Below are 21,457 nucleotides of genomic sequence, written 5' to 3'. Positions count from 1 at the left end.
CTCTATTCGATCGGCGGCACGGCGGGCCGCGTCTCCGTGTGGCGCCGACCGAGTTGCGGTTTCTGGTGACCCATTTCGCCTCCCATTCGACCGCCATGAGGGCGACCATGGTCGGCGTATTCTTCGCGGAAGAACCCTATTCGCCACGGGCCCATCTCCATCCGCGCTCCCGTACGCAGGGTGCGGGAACCTTCCTCTTGGCCTGCGAGAGGACGCGATCCCCCTCCGACGGGGCCAATGGCGTGGAGTACGTACTCGTCTTCGTCATCGTGACGAATTTCGGCGTGGATCGGTTCGAGACCGGGAAGCTGCAGGTCTGCTGCGGAGGATGACCCAATAGTGGTGACATCCGACCGCAGTTCACACTCGCGCGGCATTTCACCGTTCCAGTTCTCTGACCCCACAACAAAAAACAATCGAGGTCGTCCCGCGCCAGCCGTGTAATGCGTCGTGGTGATTTTGCGGCGGATGAGACGGTCAAACGTCGGCACCAGCGGAAACAGCGTGCCGGGCGGAAAGCGCATTTCGGTGGAAGTCGACGCCGCAGCCTCGCGGCGTCGTAGCAACGGGGCCAGAGCGTTACGACTGCCAAGCGCAATGTGGGGCGAACCTGTGAGCACCCGCTGCGCGACCGACGGCTTAATCGCACCGACGCGGCCGATTAGTCCCAGAGGTCCTGAGAGCGAGATGGTGAGTCCGCGCTCAGCCAAGGCTTTAGCGGCGATGCGCACGTCTTTGAGCTTCACCGTTCGCGCCTGCACGAAGAGCTCGGGATTGCTGGAGAAAACTTCGATGTCTTGGCCGCTGGCGGTGATGGTGCCCGTCATCTTTTCGGTCTCGAAGGTTGATGCTCCGGAATTCGCGTAACCCGGCGACGCGGCATCCGCACCGTCGAGTAATGGTTCGATGAGCGAGAACGACAGCTCAATGTCGAGTCGCGTTGTGGTACTCATCGTTACGGAGCGAGCGGTTCGGAGCCGGATCCCTCGCTGGTGGTCACCCTGAGGGTGCCATTGAGTTTCCACGTCGCGCGCGGAGCATCTTGGCCAACGTCACGGGGAACTTCGACGGTCATGTCGATGAAGTTGTAATCGATAACGGCGCTTCGACCGGTGAGATACGACCACATTTCTTTACCAAGATCGGTCCAGTCTTGGATGTTGTGGGCGTCAGGACCGGAGCCATTTTCGGCGGCTGCGGGGCTGTTGATATCAGACATGATTTGTCCTTTTCGCTCGCGTTGAGGAATCGGGCAACCATCGTGTTCGTTAGCCGCCCACTGTAATGCCACGATAATCGAGAGCCAACGGCGTAGGAAGAGTTGCCGTCGAGGTCACGGCATTCTCACTGGGAAGGGCACCCTGCGCAACTTCAGGCTGATGCCTTCGGGCCAGATACTCTCGGCCGAGCACGGTGTAGTGAAACATCAGTCCCTCAAGCGAACCGGTCGACAGGTTTGTCGATTTCACTGACGAGCGTTACCCCGAGAGGGTCGGTAGCTTCGACCGAGGTGATGGTGATGGGATCATCGTCGGGAGCACCCTCCTCGCACTGGGGTCATGATTTGGTGGGCGCCCCCAAACGCTCGATGTTACGTTCAGGAAGCACACAGATAATCACGCACCTGATATTAGGGATTTCCATGGCACGTAACGGCAGCTTTACCTTCGACGGAGGGGCTGGCACCTACTTCGGCACCGCACTTCTCGGTGGTCTCATCACATTCTTTACGTTAGGAATCTGCTACCCGTTCAGCTTGGTGCTCACCGAACGTTGGCGTGCGAAGCACTCCTTCATCGACGGTCAGCCGTTGATCTTTACGGGCACCGGATTAGGGCTCTTCGGTCTCTGGATCAAATGGTTCTTTCTCATCGTGATCACTCTCGGCATCTACGGCTTCTGGGTCGCACCCCGAATCGCCAAGTGGAAGTGGGAGCACACCAGCGTCTCCCTCTAATCGGCAGCGGCGGCCCGATCGATTCTTACGTCAAGGCGCGACCAGATTGCTGCCGTGCTCTGCATCAGAGCGGGAAATGGCAGCCCGCAGCAATGACGTAAAGGTACGGGCCGTGGACCGCCGTTGTTGCCACGGCACAAGTGATCGCCAGAACACCAAGAGCGGCAATGGGGGCGACGGCCGTACGAATCGATGGCGGTGTAATCAGGTGGCCGATGCGATTGGGGCCTGCGGCGTGGAGGAGAGTGCCGACGGTGTAGCGATCCGGCTGAGCGGTGATGCCGGCTGGCGGCTCCCCCAGCTTGACCAATGCGCTCGCTAGCGCTGGTGTTCCTACCGTGCGGCGAGCCGCGTCATCCGCTGCGATTTCAAGGTAGTGCGGCACTGCATTGATCACAGCCGCCATGAGCGGTAACCAGCGTAGGGGCGCAACCACCACATCGAGAGCGGCATGGATGAGGTGGTGATGTGCACGCACGTGCTCGTGTTCGTGGGCAAGAACCGCCACGAGTTCTTCGGTGCGGAGTGCTGCAATCAGGCTGTCGGAGATCACGATTCCGCCGCGGTGTTGCGGAAGGGAGAACGCGGTCGGATCCTGGTCTCGAATAACCAGAACCCGGTGCCCCTGGAGGCGTGCAGGCTGCGCCCGCGCCGCAATGTCACGCGCGGTTGCTGCTGTTGTTCGCCCGCGATGCAGCCCGCGAACGACGGCGACAGCAACGAGTGCAGCCAGAGCGAGAGCAGGTAGGAAGATGAGAATTGCCGAGGGAATGACGGTGGCGACTACGCCAGTCGAGGGGAAGGGTGTGGCCGCAGCGATACAGCGTTGACAGATTCCAGCGACGGCCTCCGGCAGAATGGCGGGGCCGGTGAACATCCACGCCAGCATGAGGCTCAATGCGGCCGCGGCCATTAGCCAGAGCGCGACGGCGCCGAGCAGCAGCGCGATCGCTGCGCGGGGTGCCCGCATGAGGGCGGGAGCTGCTGCCTGCACGAGCTTCGGTCCGGCCAGCATGGTCGCCGCGAGTGCTGTGGCGAGGAGAACGGGCAAGAGGAATGCGGTCACGCGAGTTTGTCCTGCTGGGCGAGGTAGTCACGAAGGAGTTTGAGGTCGTTCGGGGCGATCGAATCGACAAAGTGCAGAATCGCCGTGGCACGATCGCGACTGGTGTCGAGGGCGACCTCCATCAGGCGCGCCGTGTGTTGTTCACGCGTACAACGGGCAGCATATTTCACGGCTCGACCTTCGCGTTCGGAGACCACAAGCTCCTTGCGGTCAAGGTTTCCCAGAACCGTGGCAATGGTTGTATAGGCGTGCTTTTCGCCGAGACGCGTGATGACGTCGCGGATGCTCAGCGGCCCGCCATCCCACAGCGCATCCATCACGTGCTGTTCCAAACTGCCCAAAGGTAGCGGCCGGCACTGTGGTTCGGAGCGTGGTTCGGAGCTCTGTTCGTCACTCATACGGCGACCACTTCGCGAGGGATAGTGACCGGGCAGGCAACCTGACCGCGCAGTCGCCACACCATTGCCACAGCAGTAAGAATGAGTGCGGCTCCCGCCAGAAATGGCTGGAGCGGAGCAAACCAGGTCAGTGCGCCCGTGTAGCCGAGGGCGAGCAGGGCGATCTTGTTGCAGACCGGGCATCCAACGGCGAACCAGGCGAGCATTCCGCCGGTGAGGGCGAAGCGTCCGGTGCGGCGTTCTTCGCGGTCGGCTGAGGCTGGCAGCACCACCGGCTCTTCAGTATCCGCTGTGCCTACGTCGGCGCTCGCCGCTCGGCCGTACGGGCGAACATAGGTGGCCATAAGGATGCCCGACATCACAGAAGTGACGATCCACACGGGGTAATTCCACCATACCGGCGGAATCTCGCGGGTGAAGAGGCTGTTGGGGATGAGTACTGTCGCGATGCCGATAACGACGCCAACCACAATCGTTGCGAGAACCGCGGCGAAAATCTGCCGCGGTGTCCACACCCGGAGCGCCTGCCCGGCGAACGCAAGGGACTCCTGGGAAGCGACAAGCCAACGCTGGGCGAAATTCATACTCACCACTATGCCTGATTCTTTACTATCCCGCATAGTCGACTATGTTGGATAGTTGATGTCGCCCCGAGAGGATTATCGATGAGTAAACAAACAAGCTCCACCGGCCGAAAGAATCGCGGAGCACGGAGCTGGCTCGTTCCCATCGGCATCATCGTGATCGCCGGCGTGCTCCTCGCCACGGTGATCCTGCAGTTTCGACCAGACCAGACTCCAGCCGATACGGTCGCCGACGCCGGCGACAGCAACACCGCCCCCTCTGAGCAGCCTGACCTCACCCAGCTCGAGTATCGCGACCCCGCCGATGTGCAAGCGGCGGGCCCCGTCGATGCCCCGATCGGCCTCATCGTCTACGCCGACTATCAGTGCGCCTTCTGCGCAAAGTGGACCCAAAACTCGCTGCCGACGATGATGGAATACGCCGATGCCGGAGATCTTCGCATCGAATGGCGAGACATAAATATGTATGGGGAACCATCCGAGCGCGCCTCTCGTGCAGCCCACGCTGCGGGCCTCCAATCACAGTTTTGGCAATTCCATGACGCGCTTTACCGCGGCGGCGTGCACCTGCCCGAAGCAGAGCTCACCACAGACGCACTCGTCGCGCTTGCCACTGAACTCGGCTTAGACGCTGAGCAGTTCGCTGCTGATATGGACTCCCCTGCCGTCGTCGAAACAATCAACATGCGTGCCGCGGAAGCACGCCAAATTGGCGTCACTGGCACCCCAACGTTCATCCTCAACGGGGTACCAATTGTCGGCGCTCAACCAACCGAGGTGTTTGTGGATGCGATCGAAAGTGCACTCACTGCAGCAGAAAACGGGCAATAAATGGAGATCGGTTTACTGACCGCGTTCCTCGGGGGAATGCTCGCGCTGCTGAGTCCGTGCAGCGCGCTTCTCCTCCCCGCATTCTTCGCCTCCACCGTGGGCACGAAGATGCAACTGCTCGTCCACGGCGCCGTCTTCTATCTCGGGCTCGCCCTCACCCTCGTACCTTTCGGTCTTGGGTTGGGTGCGCTGGGTTCGCTTCTCATCTCTGAGCGCGGCCTCATTATCGCGGTGACCGCGGTGGTGCTGGTGATTCTCGGTCTCGCGCAGATCTTCGGATTCGGATTCGATCTATCGCGCATGCTCCCCGGCGCGACCAAGCTACAAGAGTCAGCATCCACCCGTACGGGACTGCTTCGCACTCTGTTGTTAGGTGCGGTGGGTGGCGTCGCCGGATTCTGTGCCGGACCAATCCTCGGCGCCATCCTCACTCTTGCCTTTGGCCAGAGCAACCTCTGGAATGCTGGAGCGTTACTCGCCGTCTACGGGCTCGGGATGGTCGTGCCGCTGGTCATCATCGCGGCTCTGTGGCAGAAAATGAGCACGCGCGCGCGGCGTGCGCTTCGCGGACGAACCTTCACCGTGCTCGGCCGCGAATTTCACAGCACCTCGGTCATCACCGGGACCCTCATCGTGGCGGTGGGTGCCCTGTTCTGGTTTACCAACGGGCTCGTCAGCCTGCCATCTCTCATCCCGACCGACGTGCAGGTATGGATGCAGGAACGCGGAACCGTTCTCGCTAACCCCATCGTCGACATGGTCGCGATCGTGGTGCTGGCTGCTATCGCGCTGACAGTGTGGGGTGTTAGGCGTCGACGGAATGAGTCGGCGACACCGCAGGAATCAGCTGTCGAGCAGTCACAATAACGAAGACGATGAGCGCCAAAAATATGGCACCGTCGGCGGCGATATAGAAGTAGTGCCAGAGTGAGCCGGCAGTTTCTTGCCCGGCGAGCAGCGCATCCGTTCGCGCATTAAGCGGCGGGCGGATGATCAGCACTTGGGTCAAGAGAAGCGCCCATAGCCCGAGCAGCAATCCCCATTGCAGTCGCGAGGCTCGCGGTCGGATCATGGCGAGAGTCAAGATCGCGGCCAACACCAACGCGGTGATATTCATAGCGAAGAAGACGAGGCGACCGATGCCAAGGCCCAGCTCAAGAGTGATACCCGGGGCTTGAAACTTCAACGGTGTTTCCACGAAGGAAATGGCGATGATCAGTCCTAGCCAGATTGCCGGGATGATCAGGCGGAGAGTCAGGCTCGTGCGTTGCATGCCTCCAACTTATCGGAGCAGGTCATACGCGGCGCGGTTAGCCCGGCGTGGGGTCGTTTCGCGAGCTAGGCCGCGGTGCGACCGCGACCGCGACCAACCAGCCCGGCGCGCACGAGCAGCACGTAGAGCTGGCAACCGAGGCAGTAGTCAAATACTGAGTTGAGGAACGCGGCGATGAACGCCAGGCCGGCGAAGATCACGAGAGCGTAGGGCACGGCGGCGAGGTGAAGCACGATGCCGATCACAGTGATGGCGAACCCGACACCCTGCGAGAACGAGGGTGGTCGAGGGTCTTCGAGGTGGCTCGGTGCGCTCAGTCTCGGGCGAATTGCTGCTTTGAAGAACAGACCGTAGGGGTGACGCCGGATGCCGGCAAAAGCGCCCCACGCGAAGAGTGCAGCAATCGCGGCAAAGAGAATGAATGCTGGCTGGCTGGCACGCTCGGCGAGCGTGGCCGGGAGTGCTGCCGCAGCATCCAGTCCGAGGCCGATCACGGTGAGCAACAGCACTGCGGTGATGCCGGCGCCGAAGCGTGGTCCGCGGGGGTCGATTCCTGTCTGGCCAGGCTTGGCGGCGAGGGCAGCTTTGGAGTCAGAGAGCTGAGCGGTTCCGGCGGAGCGGGTGTCATTCGTAGTCATTGGTGTCGCTATCTGTGTTGCTCCGTACCGGAGCGCTGTCTCGGGGTGAACGGGTGCCTTGGCCGACCGTTAGACCAACACCGGGCCGAGCATCCGATCGAGTTCGGCACGGAGGTCGTTGATCTTGGGGGCGCCGCCGATGCGGGCCTGCAAAACACCGTTGCCGTCGAGGATGAACGTGGTCGGAGACTGCAGCAGGTTGAACTGGTTGGCGATCTCGGGACGCGCGCTGACATCCACCTCGACATGAACGACTGAGCCGGTTCCGTCATCGAATTCGTCGGCAAGGGCGCCCAACTGCGTGTGGACCGTTGGGCAGATTGCACAGGCAGCGGTGGAGAACTGGAGCAGGGTGATGCGGGTTCCGAAGGGCTCTGCACCGGGAATCGTGATGCGATTCTCGTCGGCGGCTGCTGCGACGGGGGTTTTGCTTCGCTGGATGCGGCCAGTTCGGGCGCGCCAGACCAGGCCTAGCGCGGTGGCGAGTGCCACGAGGCCAAGAAGCACAGTCAAGGTTTCCACGGCGTTCACCTTTCAAGAGTATTGGGGCTTCTGTTGCGTCATCGTTCTGTGACGAGAAGTTACTCAGACGACAAGGCGAATGGGGCGTCGGATATTCCGAGGGGCGCCAGAAACCTGGCGCCCCTCGGAACTGTGACAGCTAGATGCTGTTGTGATCCTTTACTGCAGCTTCCATGTCGGCGAGGCCGGGCGCCATTGCAGCATCCACGGCGAGGGGGTCAGAAGCGTTGAGCTCCTGCATTCCGCGGCCGTCGGGTGCTGAGGCGTTGATCTCGTGCTCACCAGCGGTGAGGCCAGTCATGACCTGAGCGACAACGTCGGAGACGGGGCGGCGCTCCCAGTCTGCGTTCTGGCTGCTCATCATCTCGGTGTCGGTGGCACCGGGGTAAACCGTGGCCACGTGCACGCCAGTGCCGTGCAGTTCGCGACGCATTGCTTCACCGAACGCGGCGAGGCCAGACTTGGTGGCGGCGTAGACGGCGTAGAACGGCATCGCTACGAGGGCGATCTCGCTGGAGATGTTCAGGATGAGGCTGCCGTTGGCTGCCCCGCTGGTGCGCAGTTGTGGCAACAGTGCCTGCGTGAGCAGTACTGGCGCGGTGAGGTTGAGATCGATCATCGCGGTGGCTTCTGCGGCGGTGGCTTCTTCGAGTCGTCCGGCACGCACGTTTCCGGCGTTGTTGACGAGAAGGTCGATGTGTCCCAGGACTTCACGGCGTCAGCGACGTTCTGTGCGCCATCCGCTTGGCCAAGGTCTTGAACCAGGATTTCGGATGTTCCACCGGCATTCTTTACGAGGTCTGCAGTCTCCTGCAGTGTGGCTTCCTTGCGCCCGACGAGCAGCAGGTGTGCGCCCTTGGCAGCGAATTCGAGGGCGAGTGCTTGCCCGATTCCTTGGCCAGCTCCGGTGATGATTCCGCGGCGGTTGTTGAGATCCATTGTGGGGATCCTTCCTATTGTGGGGACGGGCCGCGAGGGCGACCCGGAAACAAACTCTCGTTATGTACCGAACGGTAGCATAAGGTTCTGGGCTTTGTTACCGACAGGTTCCAAACTGGCTCGATACACCGTAGGATGAAGAAATGAGCTCCACCGTCACCGCCGCAACCGGCCGCCCTCGCCTCTTCGATGAAGATGCGGTGCTGACCGAGCTCACAGCCATGTTTTGGCGTCAAGGCTACGGAATGACCTCCATGAACGACATCGTGCAGGCGAGCGGCGTTCACAAACCAAGCCTGTACCGCACCTTCGGCAATAAAGAGGAACTCTTCGCCACCGTCTTGCGCCGCTACCTGACCGAACGCATCACCGCATTCGCGAGCATGATCGAACAGGCCGGCACCGGCATCGACGGCGTACACCAGTTCCTCACCCTTTTCGAGGCGGATGCTGTCTCCGAACACGGTCGCGACGGCTGCCTCATTGTCATGGCCTCAAACGAGTTGCGCGGCTCGCTGCCCGGCTACGAATTTGCCTCCGACTACCGCCAACGAATGGGCGAATGCCTCACCACCCTGATTTCTCAGGCCAGGCCCGACACCGCTCCTGATCTCATCCAAGCGCGCACCGATCTGTTGAGAACTTACCTTCTCGGTCTCGAGGTCGTCATGCGTTCCGGGGCCACCGCCGAAGAGATTCACCAGCAGCTCCACGCGATGCACATCACGGTCGACAGCTGGTAAATGGGCTCTGGTGAGTTGTTTCTGGTGAGTTGTTTCTGGTGAGCGATCACCTGCCACACGACCTAGCGCCGGTCGCGCCACTATTGTGTGAGCATGCCGAACCGCATCCTCATCTCTGGCCCTGTGTCGTGGAACAGCATCGTCTATCTCGAGCACCTGCCTGAACCTCGCCCGCACATGCAGTTCGTGTTAGAGGATTTCGAGACCGTCGGCGGAACCTCCGCGGGTAAGGCTTTGCATCTGGCCGGGCTGGGCCACAAAGTCGCCTGTCACACAGCGGTGGGTGACGACGCGGCGTCTATCCGGCTGCGCTCCGTTCTCGAAGCGGCCGACATCGAGCTGGATTGCGTCGTCGCGCCCGGCGCTAGCGAACGCCATCTGAATTTGATGACCCGGGCAGGCGAGCGGGTGTCGCTCTACCTGTCGACTCCCGCTTTCGTCGAGCCGGATGTTGCGCAGTTTCGCACGCTGACCGCCGACGCAGACGCACTTGTCATGGACCTATCCGAGATATCTCGAGCCCTTCTTCCTGAGGCTGTGGGATCAGGCATCCCTATCTGGACTGATCTCCACGATTACGATGGCCGGTCTGACTTTCACGATCCATTCGTTCAGGCGGCGTCGTACCTCTTCATGAACGCCGATGGGATGCCGGACCCGCTGCCCTTCATGCGCGCTCGGGTGAACGCGGGCGCCACCGCGGCGATGTGCACGCTGGGTGCCGAGGGAGCTATGGCCGTCGACGCCGACGGACTCCACCGAGTGGATGCGGTGCCTGCCGAGATCCGCGATACGACGGTGCCGGTGACGCATTTTTCGCAGGCTTTCTGCACTCAACGTTGTCGGGTGCATCCACGGTTGAGGCACTTGCTTCGGCAGCCTCGCAGGCGGTCGTTGCTCTGGAGTCGAAGCACCTTCATCCCTGCGTTGAGGAGGCGCTCGCTTAACTGGTGAGTGTTCGACTACCGCGGCGTCCGCGACCGCTTCAGCGCGAGCATTGCCGCGCGGTCGAATCCGAAGGTGCGTCGAGCAACGAATCGCGCTAGGGCCGCCTACTGAGCATTTCGCCATGCAAAGTAATTGCGATTCTCTGTCGTGAATGCTCGCGCTACTTTGCCTTCAAGCGATTTGGCGAAGAGTCTCAACGACGAAGTTTCGTCATAGTTGCCACGAAGGCTGATAACACCGTCAATGCCAACGTTCAACAGGCCCATTTCGAACAGCGCGTCACAGCCAAAAACGCACGCGGGCATGACGATGTTCTTCCAGTCGACCCGCTCTTCTAAGGTGCACGCACTCCGCGATTTTATATGCGCGGTGTGAAGGAACCGCACTGGGTACTCCCGCGAACAGATCCCACACTGCGCTGTGGCTCGATTACCGAACAAGAGCGATCGAAGCCCTGATTGCTCTTTGCGATAGGTAACTGTTGCTGTGCCGTCGGTCTCATTCAACCGAAGAAGGCGTTCGGAATGCGAGTCACCGTCATACGCTTCGATCGAAGGCTCGAGCTCAGTTGACGTGTCTTCAAGGAGCCCGTTGGCGCCGAATACCGCCGCAGCAATCGTTGGCATGATCGGGAAGAAATACCCCTGTTGCACTTTACCGCTGTGTTCAAACGGGCTGCCCTCCCCTAAATCGTCTTTTCTCAGCTCTAACGGAATGTGCTCGAGCGAGACAGGCACATCAAATTCCTGGAAGTGATCGAGCCAGACCTCTCGACCAGTGTCGCCCGTGAATTCGCCGGTCTCGAAGTCTGGCGGACGCACCGCTGAACGGTGCGTTTGAGCAACCTCGCTCGTCCCAATCACAAACCTATGCGCATAGTGGACAACGATGTCGCCACGAGATGCAGCTTCGAGTGCGTCCCAATGCCGCATACGCCGACCATCGGCCGCGCGAATCGGAGCCCAGAGATGTCGGAAATTCTGGCCACGATCTGCGGTGCCGCCCTGGTTGACCCACCAAAAATGACGTAAAGTCGTCGACTCGCGCACTATGAGGGATCGGATCGTGTCGGGCACTCTCATGCGACCTTGTGGGGCCCCTTTCATCCCATGACGCTTCATAGTGTCGAGCGACAGCGCCTCCCGCTGCTCCGCTGAAAAAGTTTGAACTAGCCGCAGGCGCATCCAGCTGCGGCCCTTTCGTTGAAGAAACGCGCTGTCGTCTCTCCAAAATTCCCGATCGTCGATCACTGATTCGAAGGGAACTCCGGTCTGCACCACTTCACACTTGTGGGTCAGCGCGCTTGTGGGTGCTGTCCCGTAAAGAAAAACGGTATCGCCGGTCTTAATGCCGGCCGAAGTTGTCTCGCTCCAGTCGATTTCTTCGCGAGCTGCGAATGCGGCGATGGAATCAAACGTGCCGCCGTTAGACGGGATAATCCACGCGACTTCGTGGTCACGCGATGTTGCGGACCCTGCACCACCAACTTTTTCCCGACGCTCTAGGCGTTTCGCTACTTTCGACGGCAGCGCTGGAACAGCCCCTTGGGCGGGGAAATTGCTCGCATAGCGCCGATAGCACTCAAGCCGATCTTGAGCCGCGATCTCTTCGCGGACAGATTCGTCAGCAATGCCTCGCGACCAGGGGTAACCATCACCGATTGACTCATCAGCATGGAGACATAGTGAGGTTAGGCGAGGCTCGCCGTCGCGGGCAGCATCTTCAGAGACTTCCTCCAGCAACCCACCGATCCAATAGTTCAGTTGTTGCTTGGCGATAACACCGGTTCTATTTTGGATCGCGTCAGCTAATTCGGTGTAGGTGATCCAGCCACCAAATGTGCTCGCTGCTTCGATGAGTGTCTGCCTAGCGACAGGACCCCAGACTTTAAAGGCCTCTGAATTCGACATTGAGCGGCCATCTGTAGTTTCGGGCATTCTCCTGCGCTCCTCATTCGTTGCGATTCACTGAGCGAAGCTGGCAAACGACGCTGTCCTATTCATATAGACGAAAGCACTACCGCGGCGTCCGCGACCGCTTCAGCGCGAGCATTGCCGCGCGGTCGAATCCGAAGGTGCGTCGAGCAATGAATCCGCCGATGGTTGTGCCGGCGGCAAGGCCGAGTCCGGTCGCGAGTGCCATGACCATGGACGGCAACGCTTCGGTCACCCCAAATTCGGAATCCATGAGCGCGTAAATACCGCGGTAGAGGGCAAGGCCGGGCAGCAGGGCGATGATGCCGACCATGTTGGTGGCGCCTTCTGGCACTTTCAGCCAGCGGTAGAGCAGGTAGCTCACGATGCCGGCGGCAGTTCCGGCGATGGCCGGGGCGAGACCGGGCGAGGAAACCAACGGCAGTATTACCCAGTAGACGGCGAACACGAGGGCGGCGCCGATCGCCATGATGGGGAGCAAGCGCATCCGCACGTATGAGGCTAGGGCGAAGCCGACGGCGATGATGGCCGAGCCGACCATGCCGGAGACAACGCTGCGACTGTCACCGAGCGAGTCACCGACTGCTACGGGGATGCCGAGGCGCAGCGAAATGCTGAGCACTATGGAGATTCCCACGGCCAGGCCGACGGTCATCATGATCACTTCGAGGCCGCGCGCAGTGGCGGTGACGTAGTAGCCGCCAATCGCGTCGCTGGCCGCAGACGTGAGGCCGACACCGGACAGCAGCATGATGATGCCGGAGATCACGATCACGGTAGGGCTGTTCGATCCGGGAATATCGATGCCGACCGATCGAAGCCAGAACATGAACACCGCGATGATGGTGATTACCCCGGCCGCCGCAATCTGAGCGAAGAACGCGGGAACCGAGAGTCGTTCGAGACGCCGCGTGAGCACGTCTGAGATGGCGGCGGATGCTGCCGCCACGAGCACGAGCACAAAGCTCACGTCGAAGATCACTACGACACCTGCCGCGAGAAGCGCCTTGCCAGCGGTGACCATCCAGCGCCGGTACGGGTGCGGCGTGGTGAGAATCACGCCGAGTTTGTCGCGCGCTTCGTCGACGTCCCCGGGGCCGTCAGGGCCGGTGAGTTCATCGATGAGCCAGTACACGTTTTGCAGGCGCGTGTAGTCGATGGTGCGCACTTTGACGATGCGCATGATCGACATGGGGTCTTCGTTCATCCCGCGGTGAATGGACACGGTAAGAGAGGTGAAGGTGATGTCGACGTGCATCCCGCTGACGCCATAAGCCGTGCTGAGGCGCAGCACGGTCGCGACAACGTCGGCGGCGGAGGCACCAGTCGCGAGCATCGCCTCACCGGCCCGCAAACACAGGTCGATAACCGAGCGTGCGTGCCGCTGCGAAAGTTGCTGCTCATTGCCGGGAATCGAGAGCAGCTGGGTGGGCGCATTGTTGGTGCGCAGGGCTCCCCCGGCCATCGCGATCAGGGATCGCCCTAGTCGCTGTCGATATGCCCGCATGCGGGAGTCATTGCCCTTACTCACCACTCAAGGGTAGGGGTTGCGGACGCAAATTGTTTCAGAAAGCGGACACAACGGGCCTCGTAAAAAACGCTACCGGGAAAACGAGTCGAGACGTATGCTGAACCATCGAAGGCGAGACGACATGGCCCAATCGGTTTTCACAGCACAGCGGCGTTTAGCCGCCCTTGAGTGGCTGATCATTGCCGCGCTGGTTGCCGCAGGCTTATGGCTCGGTGCTCGGGGAACTGACACTGCACACGTCGATCTCCCTGTCGGCGTGGGATGGGACATTGAGATCGGCCAGACCGGCGACGAGAATCAGCTAACCACCGCCGTTGATAGAGATCTCGTTGTGTCGTTCATATGGACGATGACGTCGAGTGGCTTCGTAGAAATCACCGCGCGTGCACAAAGCGCGTCTGACCTCTCCGCTGCGCCGATCACCCTCATCCTTTATTGCGGCGCTCAGCTCGACATTGCTAACGGTGACATCGTCAGCGGGGACGGGGTCGGGTTTAGGGACGTCACAGTTCTCGGCAAAGCGTCTGCCTGCCGCAGTTCTGACCCTGAAATATTCAAAGAAAGGGAGCGCCAAGTTATTCGCGTGGTTGATTTCACGCAGCTTCGTGGATTTCCAAAAGGAACATGGACCGACTCGCAAGCGGGCCAACGGCTCGCCCGGACACCATCTATAGGCTTCTCCTACGACAACGCTGGTCTGTGGGAGGTATCAGCCCTGTCGACAGCGATGACAGTTTTAACCTCGTCGATCACCGAGCAATTCGACAGTGCCACCCCGCCGGAGGTGAGCGAGGGCGAAGTGATCTATGGTTCCGGATTTCCGGTGTTATACGAAAACCAGAATCGCGAAACGGCTGCGGTTCAATGGGAAACTTCAGCCAAGCCCGAAAATACCCAAACTATGCCCCTCACTTCCGGGATCGCTAGGTGGACCCTCGCTGATGGCCAGGCCCTGCCACAGTGGAGTCTGTTATTTTCGGGCTTACTACTTGGTATCGCATCTGCACTCGTAGTTGAATGGCCCATCGCGGCGTATCGTTCACGCCTCAAGTCGCGAGCGGACGCTGTATCGAGGGTCGACGGCTAGGAACACCAGCATTGGTGCACCGCCGGGCAAATGAGGTTAGGCAGCCGCACGTAGATGATTCTGACGTAGCGGCTTCCCATCACGAATGACTTCCTACCGTTAAGACTCCGCCGCTGCGAGCGTCTGGGCCGCGGCGTCTCGCTCGATCCTTCTTGCGGCGACCCGTTCAGCCGGCGCGCCCTAAACTAGATCGACTTCCCGTGCGAGGCCATCGATCTGCCTCTGTTAGCGCCACACACCCACGACATGAGAACGAGCACGCAATGACCCGAGTACACCCCGTCATCCGCACTGTCGGTGATGCCTTGCGCGGCATGCTCATCGGCTTCGCTGAGATCGTTCCCGGCGTCAGCGGCGGCACCATCGCGCTACTCGTCGGCGTCTACGATTCCCTCATCGACGGAGCCGGGCACCTCGCTCGCGGTGTGGCGCTCACGGTTGCGGACGGCATCCGAGGTCGCGGCCTCTCCCGCGCTGCCGCCCACTTTCGTTCGGTGCGCTGGAACGTCGTTCTCCCCATCGGTATCGGGATGCTGCTCGCCATCGTCCTGGGCGCCGCTCTCCTTGCGCCCCTCATCGAGCAGTACCCCACCGGAACCCGCGCGGTCTCCGCCGGCCTCATTGCGGCGTCGCTCATCGTGCCGGCACGCATGGTCGGAGGGCGTTGGACGTTCCGCGAAATCCTTATCGGCCTCCTCGCCGCCGGCGTTGCCGTCGCGCTCACGAGCTTGCCGAAAGCGGCGGATGCCGACCCCGCGCTGATCATCGTCTCTCTCGCGGCCGCGCTGGCGGTCTGCGCTCTCGTGTTGCCCGGAGTCTCCGGCTCCTACCTACTGCTGATCCTCGGCATGTACGCCCCGACCCTCGCCGCCGTCAACGACCGCAACCTCGGCTACCTCGGCGCCTTCATTATCGGCGCCATCATCGGCCTCGGCCTCTTCGTCTCCGCCCTGCAATGGCTACTCAAAAACCGCCGCCGCGTCACCCTCGTCATCATGACGGGCCTCATGCTCGGCTCGCTTCGCGCCCTCTGGCCCTGGCAGACCGAGGAAGGCGCAGTCTTGGCACCCGAAGCCGACTTCGGAATCGTGCTGCTTCTCATCGCTCTCGGCGCCGTGGTCGTGCTGGCCATTTTGGCGGCAGAAGCTGCGCTTGTGAAGCGGCGGATGCTGTCGCCGGAGGTATTGGCCGATCCCGAGCTGGACGACCCCAACTCCGACATTCTCGAGAAGTAGCATCCGCGTTCTTAGCTGATCCTCACCTCACTCCGCTAAGAGACGAATTCTTCAATTAGTCGGCTGCCGAACCATCCGCGCAGGATCAATATGAGTACGATTCCTGACGGGAGGCCGTCGGCGATTCCGGCGGGCAGTAAGAAGTCCATCAAAGTAAGGGTGACGATGCAGTTGATTATCAACAGCGTCAAGCCCCGCATCTTCCTTTGCCACAGTGCAATAGCACCGACGATGCGCAGTACAGCGAGGATTCCGCTCATCGACATCATCAGGTAGACGTTCTCTTGCGAGTAGGGGGGGGACCTGGGCCTGCGCAGTCACAGATCCTTGCGGGAGCCCTACCGCGACGAGCGCGAGCAAACCAATGAACACTACGGGTTCCATGAGCATACCCTGCACGAGCAGAAGCGCGGAGGCCCATCGGAAGTACCGACCGCAACAATGGTGAGGTTGAGTTATCTACCAATCGTAGCCACCACTGAACGATACGCATCCAGTCAGTGAACGAGGCAGCAACCAACGATCGATTGACGATCCTGCTGCTGATCCTCGGCATGTACGCTCCGACCCTCGCCGCCGTCAACGACCGCAACGTCGGCTACCTCGGAGCATTCGCCATCGGCGCCATCATCGGCCTCTTCGTTTCAGGGACTGCAGTGGCAATTAAGAACCAACGCCGCGTTACCCTCGTCATCATGACGAGCCTCACGCTCGGCTCGTCGCGCGCGTTGTGGCCGTGGCAGACCGAGTCCGGCGAAATCCTGGCACCCGAAGCTGACTTCGGATTCGTGTTGCTTCTTCTCGTAATCGGCGCCGTGCTCGTGCTGGGCATCCGGGCGGCAGAGGTCGCCCTGCTGAAAGCGGCGGATGCTCTCTCCTGATGTCTGGCAGGTCTTGAGCCGCGCGGCGTGTGATCCTCGCTTGCGGTTTAGCGCCTTTCGCTGGCCTTATCTGGGCAGACTGCGCTGAGTGGCACCGCCGAACGTTGCACAGCTTGCGCGGCGTGCCCTAATGGGCTCAGCCGCAACGCCCAAGAATACGACTTGGAACCCTCGATAGATTTTCCTCTACAAGCCAGAGGAGCTCTGGCCACGTTTGCAGAAGCCGATCGCGCACATAGAGGGGTTATCGACACAATGATCGAATTCAGCGCAATCGTAGGACGAACGCCAGGATCAGGGCACGGCCTGAGCTAAAAGCCACCTCCCTTCCAACTGTCTGCAGTGAGCCTAAACATGGCTCGTTCATCGTTGCTACTGTTTTTGTGTGTTCAATCTCATTTCTCCCTACGAAGAACCAGAGTTCGCCGCATGGAGACTCCGTCTCAGGGCGCTGCCCAGTTCAAAAGTCTCGGTTCGTGACGCGGAAGCGACGAGGCAGGACGGACGGTTAATGAGCTGGGTACAGGCTGAGTGTGAGTCGACCTACATCCAGAGCGTCGAATACAACGTGTCGAAAATTGAACAGCAGTTCGTTCTTCTGGCACGAATCGGCGAGCAGCCTGTCGGTTTTAGTCTTGTTTTCATAGGCCCAGAAGAATCCGATCCGTTGTTTATTCAACTGGTTGCTGTAGTCCCCGCAGCGAGGCGTCGCGGCGTCGCGCTCGCACTACTGAGTAGAGTTGCGGAGCGAGCGCCAGAACGAAATATCGCGCTGGCCACCCTAGACAATAACGTTGGCGCGCTCGCATTGAATGATCATTTCGCGAAATCCATTGGTGCGAGTATCCGACGCGTGCCTGTAAGCATGTACCGACGTAGCCACTTGGGCTTTGCGCAAAGCGAGAGTCACCGGCCTTGGATTATCGAACGTTCACATGGGGTTCACTCATCGCTATCCTTTGACAAAGATTCGCACACTTAGCAGCGCAAAAATGAAGCAGGTGTTTCGCGAACAACGCGAGCTGTCGAAAGTGATTGACGGCGATTCCCGTCATGCTACGAGTTGAGTGCTCGGCCGGAGTTGATCAGGTCGACGACGTTGATGCTCCCCCCTCGCGGTATGCCTCTGGAACAGACAAAGGGTCGTCGGGATGGTGGTAAATGTTGCGGATAGCGTGTGCTGCGGTGTGTTCATTCATCAGCTTTTCGACCGCAGTCGTCCCGGCGGATTCATTATCCAAGGAGCCCGACCGTGCTCGGTTACTCAATTCATTGAGATCGTCCCCAGCATCATTTCTATCCAGTGCATGGCTCATTACGAGGCCCATCCTGCGCGAGATTGGATACAGCACGAAACGGGCGGTGGCAATTCCGTTGCCTATGAATGGACCCTCTGTGTCATATGGGACCGGCGTGACCGGCGCGTCGCAAGTGACCAGCGCACGCCGGCTGAACCGGATTAACTTCCACGGGCGTGCGGCAATCGCCGCCGCGATCGACTCCGTGACCTCGCCCATCATCTCGATGTGGTCACGAGGCAAATATGTGATTTGCGCGCCGTCAGGTGTTGCGACGGTGTTCCAAAGTTCATCCACCTCCGCCTCACTGACTTCACGCCCAGCTGCATCAGACGCGAATCTCGTGAGTCCATCTCGGCCGAGCTGACCAGCAGCCCTCAAAAATAGATCCGACGACGCGGATTCCATCCGCTGGCGTTGCTCTGGCCCTCGCAGGACCTGCAAGGCGATGAACTCAGCGAGCGTGTCGCGCGGGTCGCGCGACAACGGCCATTCGCCACCTTCGATTCTTGCGAAAATATCGGCGACGTCCGCCTCAATCCCCGCCCCGAGTGCCTTCTCGAAAATGTCTGCCCCGCTGGGGTGCCCAGGGAGAGAATACAGATGGTTCTCTGCCGCGGTCTCACGGACTCGCGTCGTACGCGCCTTCCGCTCCGGAAGACGGATCGTCGTGATCCGCTGATTGCCATCAGCAAATCCCCGCAGAACGAACTGTGGGTTGAAGTGATGGAGTTTTGCTGTGTTCATAAACTTTCACTACCGCCCGGGAGTCCAAACGTTTTGTGCTCCGAAGGTATCACTTCACCGTCTTCCAACCGACTACTGTATCGACCTTGGTACCAAGAAATTGTGAGTCCAGAATCGTACGCCCCAGGCGGTGTTCTCGTCGCATTCAGAATTTTTGCAAGTGGCAACGAAGGTCGTCTTCCTCGTCAGCTTCTAGCGTTTTTAACTCCTCGCGCCGAGCATGCTGGTTCTGCCCGGAGTATTGCGCTCCGTCTTGCTTCCGCCCCCTCGGATGGACGCACCACGCTTGTGGCCGTCAACGACCGCAACTTTGGCGACCTCGCCCTCTTCGTCTCCGCCCTGCAGTGGCGACTCAAAAACCGCCGCCGCGTCACCCTCGTCGTAGTGTCCGGCCTCATGATCGGCTCACTCCGCCGCTTCTGGCCCTGGCAAACCGAACACGGCGAAGTCTTGGACTCTGAAGCCGACTTCGGAATCGCGCTGCTCCTCATCAACCTCGTCGACGTGGCCGTGCTCGTGCTCGTGCTCGTGCTCGTGCTCGGCATACTGGCGGCGGAAGCTGCACTCATCAAGCAACGGATGCTCTCGTCAGATGTTGTGGCAGATCCCGAACCTCGCTCGAAACGCTGTCGTCGTCTGGATATTCTCCGTATCGCCCGCGCCACAGCTCCGAGTTCTTAGGGTTGCTATGCCCATCCGCGCAAGACGCCAGCACCCAAAACGGAGCAAGCCTCGACTACGCTCTCCGCCGGCGAGCGCGACGTTTTCCCTCTGCTCGGCAGGGGACTCATCAGCGCGGAGATAATTCGGCGCTGGGACTGAGCGAATTGGCAGGCCGAACCCGCGTGGGTCGCGTGTGCTCGAAGTCGGAGCGGAGGCGACGCACGCCGCGTACGCTGGCGCGCGAGCAGATCCACTCCATTAGTTCTCAGGGTCGAGGTTGCAGAGCTGTGCGTCTTTGAAACCAAGAAAGCGCGGGGATACCCAAGATTGGAAGATTAGATACACGGCAACGGCTGACGACATGGCAAGATTAAGTGTCTTCCTGACTATCGAACACGCACTCTATTCGCCGGCGAATTGGGCTCTCTCGTTTCGGGGAAGATCAATCTACTAGCGTGGGCGCGATGCCCTAAGCCCTTACCGCCGCGCGTCTCATTTGCACGAGCATGCCGGCACCGCAAGGGACAGGATCGCGGGTCCGCACTGGTTTCACCTCGCTGACGATTGTTTCATCTTCACGAGCCAGCAGCGCACTGAGCCCCATAGAGTATCGAGGAAACAATCGAGAATAGATTTAGGAACCATAAGGCTATGGAACTACCCAAAAGCACGATCCGAAAACTAGATCTGATGGGGGCCGCCAAGGCTGCAACAGCTATACCGCTAGATCATCTTCCCCTTCTGATCGGGGATGAGTGCCTCACTGGTAACGAGAGCGAACTCGTTAAAGCAACCGCAACCGGATACGAAGCAGGACGAATCGTAGAGACTGAAACGATCTCAATGCCCCGGCAGGGGTTCGGGCCGAGGCCCGTCACCGTGTTGTCACCAGTCGATCGAACAATGTATGTGGCGTTGACGGGCGCCCTTGCCCCGACCTTGCCAGAACCAACTCGCGGGCCAGGAAAGTACAAGACTTTCACTTCATTCGGGATGCCCGGCACCTCGACTGAGACTCACTATGTAGTCACGATCGACATTGCAGCGGCATACGAGTATGTTGACCACGGAACTTTGCGAAATGAACTGATACTACACACGATGGATGTCAGCTTGGCGGACTCCGTTGTTGCTTTGCTCGAAGGAGCCTTTGGCCGGCCTCGCGGATTACCCCAAATGCTCGCACCAAGTGACCTTCTGGCAGATACCTACCTTGCAGCCATCGAACGCTCACTCCAACGACGTGGACACCTAGTGGCACGTTATGCCGACGATTTCCGAGTGCTGGCCGAAAATTGGGGGATTGCAAACGAGATCATAGAGGAGGCGGCTAGCGTCGCACGACGTTACGGCCTCGTTCTCTCATCTGAAAAGACGAAAATTCAGAAAGCCGCAACGCTACAGGCGCGTGAAAAAGAACACGAATCTTTCGTCCAGAACTACTTCGACAAGGCAAAAGGCGATTTGGTCGACTTCGACTACATTATTGGCCCCTATGAGGACGTGGATACCGTTGAGATTCCTCCGGAAGACAAGGAAGCGTTTGAGGAGGCGTACCGCAATATTTTACAAGATTGGGCCAAAAATCCAGCTGAAGCAGCGCTCCATTTTGCGAGTGCGATCGGCGCAGCATTGTCAGCGCTAGAAAATGCCACAGATCCTCTGCCCGGATCACTACTCGAAAAGATTGCCTTCTACCAGCCCGTGCGATTAGACGCGGTGGCTGAATATATTGTCAAACGCGAAGAGGTCGAACTCCAATGGCAGACACTACGAAGTCTCGTCGCGATGGAACGCCAAGGACCGTGGACAAAACTCTGGCTTTTGTGGCTGGGCGAGAAACTGTCGGTGCTAGAGGGAGAGCACAGCGAAGTTGTCATGGCTTGGGCAATTGAACAAATAGGCGACCAGCACGAACTCGTTCGTGCACAAGCAGCGTGGCTGCTCTCCGGCAGGTCACTAATCACACCTACGCAGCTCGCCGATTTGTATTCGCCAGCCACCACGCTTTCCCGTCCAGCACTCGCGGCTTGTTTGGGCCGCCTTGGTGAGCCTGCGACTTCCCAAGTTGCCAAAGCGTTCATCGGCGATTCCAGGTTGTCAGGGAAGGCCTTCGCTTGGGGCGCTGCGTTCGCATGAGTGCCAATAATTGGACTGGCCTCGCCGAATACACCCTCGGGCT

The 21,457-nt window shown here is 60.0% G+C and carries 24 protein-coding genes and 1 pseudogene; 11 read left to right on the top strand and 14 right to left on the bottom strand.

The window, feature by feature from the left end; translation table 11 throughout:
• Nucleotides 1-2: 2 nt before the first annotated feature.
• Genes ON14_RS00385 through ON14_RS00375 form a run of 3 tightly spaced genes read right to left on the bottom strand, consistent with a single transcriptional unit; the run spans nucleotide 3 to nucleotide 1,469 of the window.
• A complete protein-coding gene (locus tag ON14_RS00385) occupies nucleotides 3-953 on the bottom strand; it encodes a hypothetical protein (RefSeq protein ID WP_010202182.1) in 951 nt (316 codons plus the stop codon).
• Nucleotides 954-955: 2 nt separating this feature from the next.
• On the bottom strand, nucleotides 956-1,219 hold the full coding sequence (locus ON14_RS00380) for a hypothetical protein (RefSeq protein ID WP_010202180.1): 264 nt from the start codon (nucleotides 1,217-1,219) through the stop codon (nucleotides 956-958).
• Nucleotides 1,220-1,268: 49 nt separating this feature from the next.
• Entirely contained in the window at nucleotides 1,269-1,469 is a 201-nt protein-coding gene (locus ON14_RS00375; RefSeq protein ID WP_010202179.1) for a hypothetical protein, read from the bottom strand.
• Nucleotides 1,470-1,642: 173 nt separating this feature from the next.
• Between ON14_RS00375 and ON14_RS00370 the strand changes: the two genes are divergently transcribed.
• Nucleotides 1,643-1,957, top strand: a complete 315-nt coding sequence (locus tag ON14_RS00370) for a DUF898 family protein (protein ID WP_010202178.1) — start codon at nucleotides 1,643-1,645, stop codon at nucleotides 1,955-1,957.
• 64 nt (nucleotides 1,958-2,021) lie between these two features.
• On the opposite strand, the gene ON14_RS00365 is transcribed toward ON14_RS00370, so the two are convergent.
• The 3 genes from ON14_RS00365 to ON14_RS00355 form a co-directional block, all read right to left on the bottom strand.
• Entirely contained in the window at nucleotides 2,022-3,023 is a 1,002-nt protein-coding gene (locus tag ON14_RS00365; RefSeq protein ID WP_010202169.1) for a M56 family metallopeptidase, read from the bottom strand.
• Nucleotides 3,020-3,355: a BlaI/MecI/CopY family transcriptional regulator gene (locus ON14_RS00360; protein WP_237719636.1), complete on the bottom strand. Its 336-nt coding sequence runs from the start codon at nucleotides 3,353-3,355 to the stop codon at nucleotides 3,020-3,022. The genes ON14_RS00365 and ON14_RS00360 overlap by 4 nt, the downstream gene beginning before the upstream one ends.
• Nucleotides 3,356-3,417: 62 nt before the next feature.
• Nucleotides 3,418-4,005 (bottom strand): hypothetical protein, encoded by a 588-nt coding sequence (locus ON14_RS00355; RefSeq protein WP_010202166.1) that lies wholly within the window; start codon nucleotides 4,003-4,005, stop codon nucleotides 3,418-3,420.
• 81 nt (nucleotides 4,006-4,086) lie between these two features.
• On the opposite strand from ON14_RS00355, the gene ON14_RS00350 reads away from it, so the two are divergent.
• Complete coding sequence (locus tag ON14_RS00350; protein WP_010202165.1) at nucleotides 4,087-4,836, top strand: DsbA family protein; 750 nt, start codon at nucleotides 4,087-4,089, stop codon at nucleotides 4,834-4,836.
• On the top strand, nucleotides 4,837-5,703 hold the full coding sequence (locus ON14_RS00345) for a cytochrome c biogenesis CcdA family protein (protein ID WP_010202164.1): 867 nt from the start codon (nucleotides 4,837-4,839) through the stop codon (nucleotides 5,701-5,703).
• Here ON14_RS00345 and ON14_RS00340 read toward each other — a convergent pair.
• From ON14_RS00340 to ON14_RS15050, 4 genes and pseudogenes are all read right to left on the bottom strand, one after another.
• Nucleotides 5,642-6,109 (bottom strand): hypothetical protein, encoded by a 468-nt coding sequence (locus ON14_RS00340; RefSeq protein ID WP_010202163.1) that lies wholly within the window; start codon nucleotides 6,107-6,109, stop codon nucleotides 5,642-5,644. The two genes, ON14_RS00345 and ON14_RS00340, sit on opposite strands and share 62 nt — an antisense overlap.
• A gap of 65 nt (nucleotides 6,110-6,174) precedes the next feature.
• Nucleotides 6,175-6,747: a DUF4395 domain-containing protein gene (locus ON14_RS00335; RefSeq protein ID WP_010202162.1), complete on the bottom strand. Its 573-nt coding sequence runs from the start codon at nucleotides 6,745-6,747 to the stop codon at nucleotides 6,175-6,177.
• 69 nt (nucleotides 6,748-6,816) lie between these two features.
• On the bottom strand, nucleotides 6,817-7,269 hold the full coding sequence (locus tag ON14_RS00330; protein ID WP_010202160.1) for a thioredoxin family protein: 453 nt from the start codon (nucleotides 7,267-7,269) through the stop codon (nucleotides 6,817-6,819).
• A gap of 139 nt (nucleotides 7,270-7,408) precedes the next feature.
• Nucleotides 7,409-8,208, bottom strand: a pseudogene (locus ON14_RS15050) (SDR family NAD(P)-dependent oxidoreductase).
• Nucleotides 8,209-8,351: 143 nt separating this feature from the next.
• On the opposite strand from ON14_RS15050, the gene ON14_RS00320 reads away from it, so the two are divergent.
• Together ON14_RS00320 and ON14_RS00315 are read left to right on the top strand one after the other, a co-directional pair.
• The gene (locus ON14_RS00320; protein WP_010202157.1) at nucleotides 8,352-8,951 is read left to right on the top strand and encodes a TetR/AcrR family transcriptional regulator; all 600 of its coding nucleotides are present in this window, start codon (nucleotides 8,352-8,354) and stop codon (nucleotides 8,949-8,951) included.
• A 93-nt stretch (nucleotides 8,952-9,044) separates the two neighbouring features.
• Complete coding sequence (locus ON14_RS00315; protein WP_010202155.1) at nucleotides 9,045-9,905, top strand: carbohydrate kinase family protein; 861 nt, start codon at nucleotides 9,045-9,047, stop codon at nucleotides 9,903-9,905.
• A 98-nt stretch (nucleotides 9,906-10,003) separates the two neighbouring features.
• Here the strand turns inward: ON14_RS00315 and ON14_RS15040 are convergent, their stop codons facing one another.
• A complete protein-coding gene (locus ON14_RS15040) occupies nucleotides 10,004-11,836 on the bottom strand; it encodes a hypothetical protein (RefSeq protein ID WP_010202154.1) in 1,833 nt (610 codons plus the stop codon).
• Nucleotides 11,837-11,915: 79 nt separating this feature from the next.
• Nucleotides 11,916-13,364 (bottom strand): threonine/serine ThrE exporter family protein, encoded by a 1,449-nt coding sequence (locus ON14_RS00305; protein WP_202800879.1) that lies wholly within the window; start codon nucleotides 13,362-13,364, stop codon nucleotides 11,916-11,918.
• Between the two features lie 16 nt (nucleotides 13,365-13,380).
• Here ON14_RS00305 and ON14_RS00300 point away from each other — a divergent pair, with 16 nt between their 5' ends.
• Together ON14_RS00300 and ON14_RS00295 are read left to right on the top strand one after the other, a co-directional pair.
• The gene (locus ON14_RS00300; protein ID WP_141629896.1) at nucleotides 13,381-14,451 is read left to right on the top strand and encodes a hypothetical protein; all 1,071 of its coding nucleotides are present in this window, start codon (nucleotides 13,381-13,383) and stop codon (nucleotides 14,449-14,451) included.
• A gap of 263 nt (nucleotides 14,452-14,714) precedes the next feature.
• A complete protein-coding gene (locus tag ON14_RS00295; protein WP_010202150.1) occupies nucleotides 14,715-15,686 on the top strand; it encodes a DUF368 domain-containing protein in 972 nt (323 codons plus the stop codon).
• Between the two features lie 35 nt (nucleotides 15,687-15,721).
• Here the strand turns inward: ON14_RS00295 and ON14_RS15035 are convergent, their stop codons facing one another.
• Nucleotides 15,722-15,955: a hypothetical protein gene (locus tag ON14_RS15035; protein ID WP_010202149.1), complete on the bottom strand. Its 234-nt coding sequence runs from the start codon at nucleotides 15,953-15,955 to the stop codon at nucleotides 15,722-15,724.
• 231 nt (nucleotides 15,956-16,186) lie between these two features.
• Here ON14_RS15035 and ON14_RS00285 point away from each other — a divergent pair, with 231 nt between their 5' ends.
• Both ON14_RS00285 and ON14_RS00280 read left to right on the top strand, forming a co-directional pair.
• Nucleotides 16,187-16,567: an undecaprenyl phosphate translocase family protein gene (locus ON14_RS00285; RefSeq protein WP_010202148.1), complete on the top strand. Its 381-nt coding sequence runs from the start codon at nucleotides 16,187-16,189 to the stop codon at nucleotides 16,565-16,567.
• A gap of 385 nt (nucleotides 16,568-16,952) precedes the next feature.
• Nucleotides 16,953-17,549: a GNAT family N-acetyltransferase gene (locus ON14_RS00280; protein ID WP_141629895.1), complete on the top strand. Its 597-nt coding sequence runs from the start codon at nucleotides 16,953-16,955 to the stop codon at nucleotides 17,547-17,549.
• Nucleotides 17,550-17,652: 103 nt separating this feature from the next.
• Here the strand turns inward: ON14_RS00280 and ON14_RS00275 are convergent, their stop codons facing one another.
• Nucleotides 17,653-18,612 (bottom strand): DUF4238 domain-containing protein, encoded by a 960-nt coding sequence (locus ON14_RS00275; RefSeq protein ID WP_010202146.1) that lies wholly within the window; start codon nucleotides 18,610-18,612, stop codon nucleotides 17,653-17,655.
• Nucleotides 18,613-18,714: 102 nt separating this feature from the next.
• Here ON14_RS00275 and ON14_RS15600 point away from each other — a divergent pair, with 102 nt between their 5' ends.
• Together ON14_RS15600 and ON14_RS00265 are read left to right on the top strand one after the other, a co-directional pair.
• Entirely contained in the window at nucleotides 18,715-19,293 is a 579-nt protein-coding gene (locus ON14_RS15600) for an undecaprenyl phosphate translocase family protein (RefSeq protein ID WP_010202145.1), read from the top strand.
• Nucleotides 19,294-19,926: 633 nt separating this feature from the next.
• On the top strand, nucleotides 19,927-21,414 hold the full coding sequence (locus ON14_RS00265; protein WP_010202141.1) for an RNA-directed DNA polymerase: 1,488 nt from the start codon (nucleotides 19,927-19,929) through the stop codon (nucleotides 21,412-21,414).
• Nucleotides 21,415-21,457 lie beyond the last annotated feature (43 nt).

The organism is Salinibacterium sp. PAMC 21357, assembly GCF_000247645.1.
In the GTDB taxonomy this organism is placed as follows: Bacteria; Actinomycetota; Actinomycetes; order Actinomycetales; family Microbacteriaceae; genus Rhodoglobus.
Note: the sequence above shows the minus strand (reverse complement) of the source record. Positions and strands in the feature narration are given on the sequence as shown.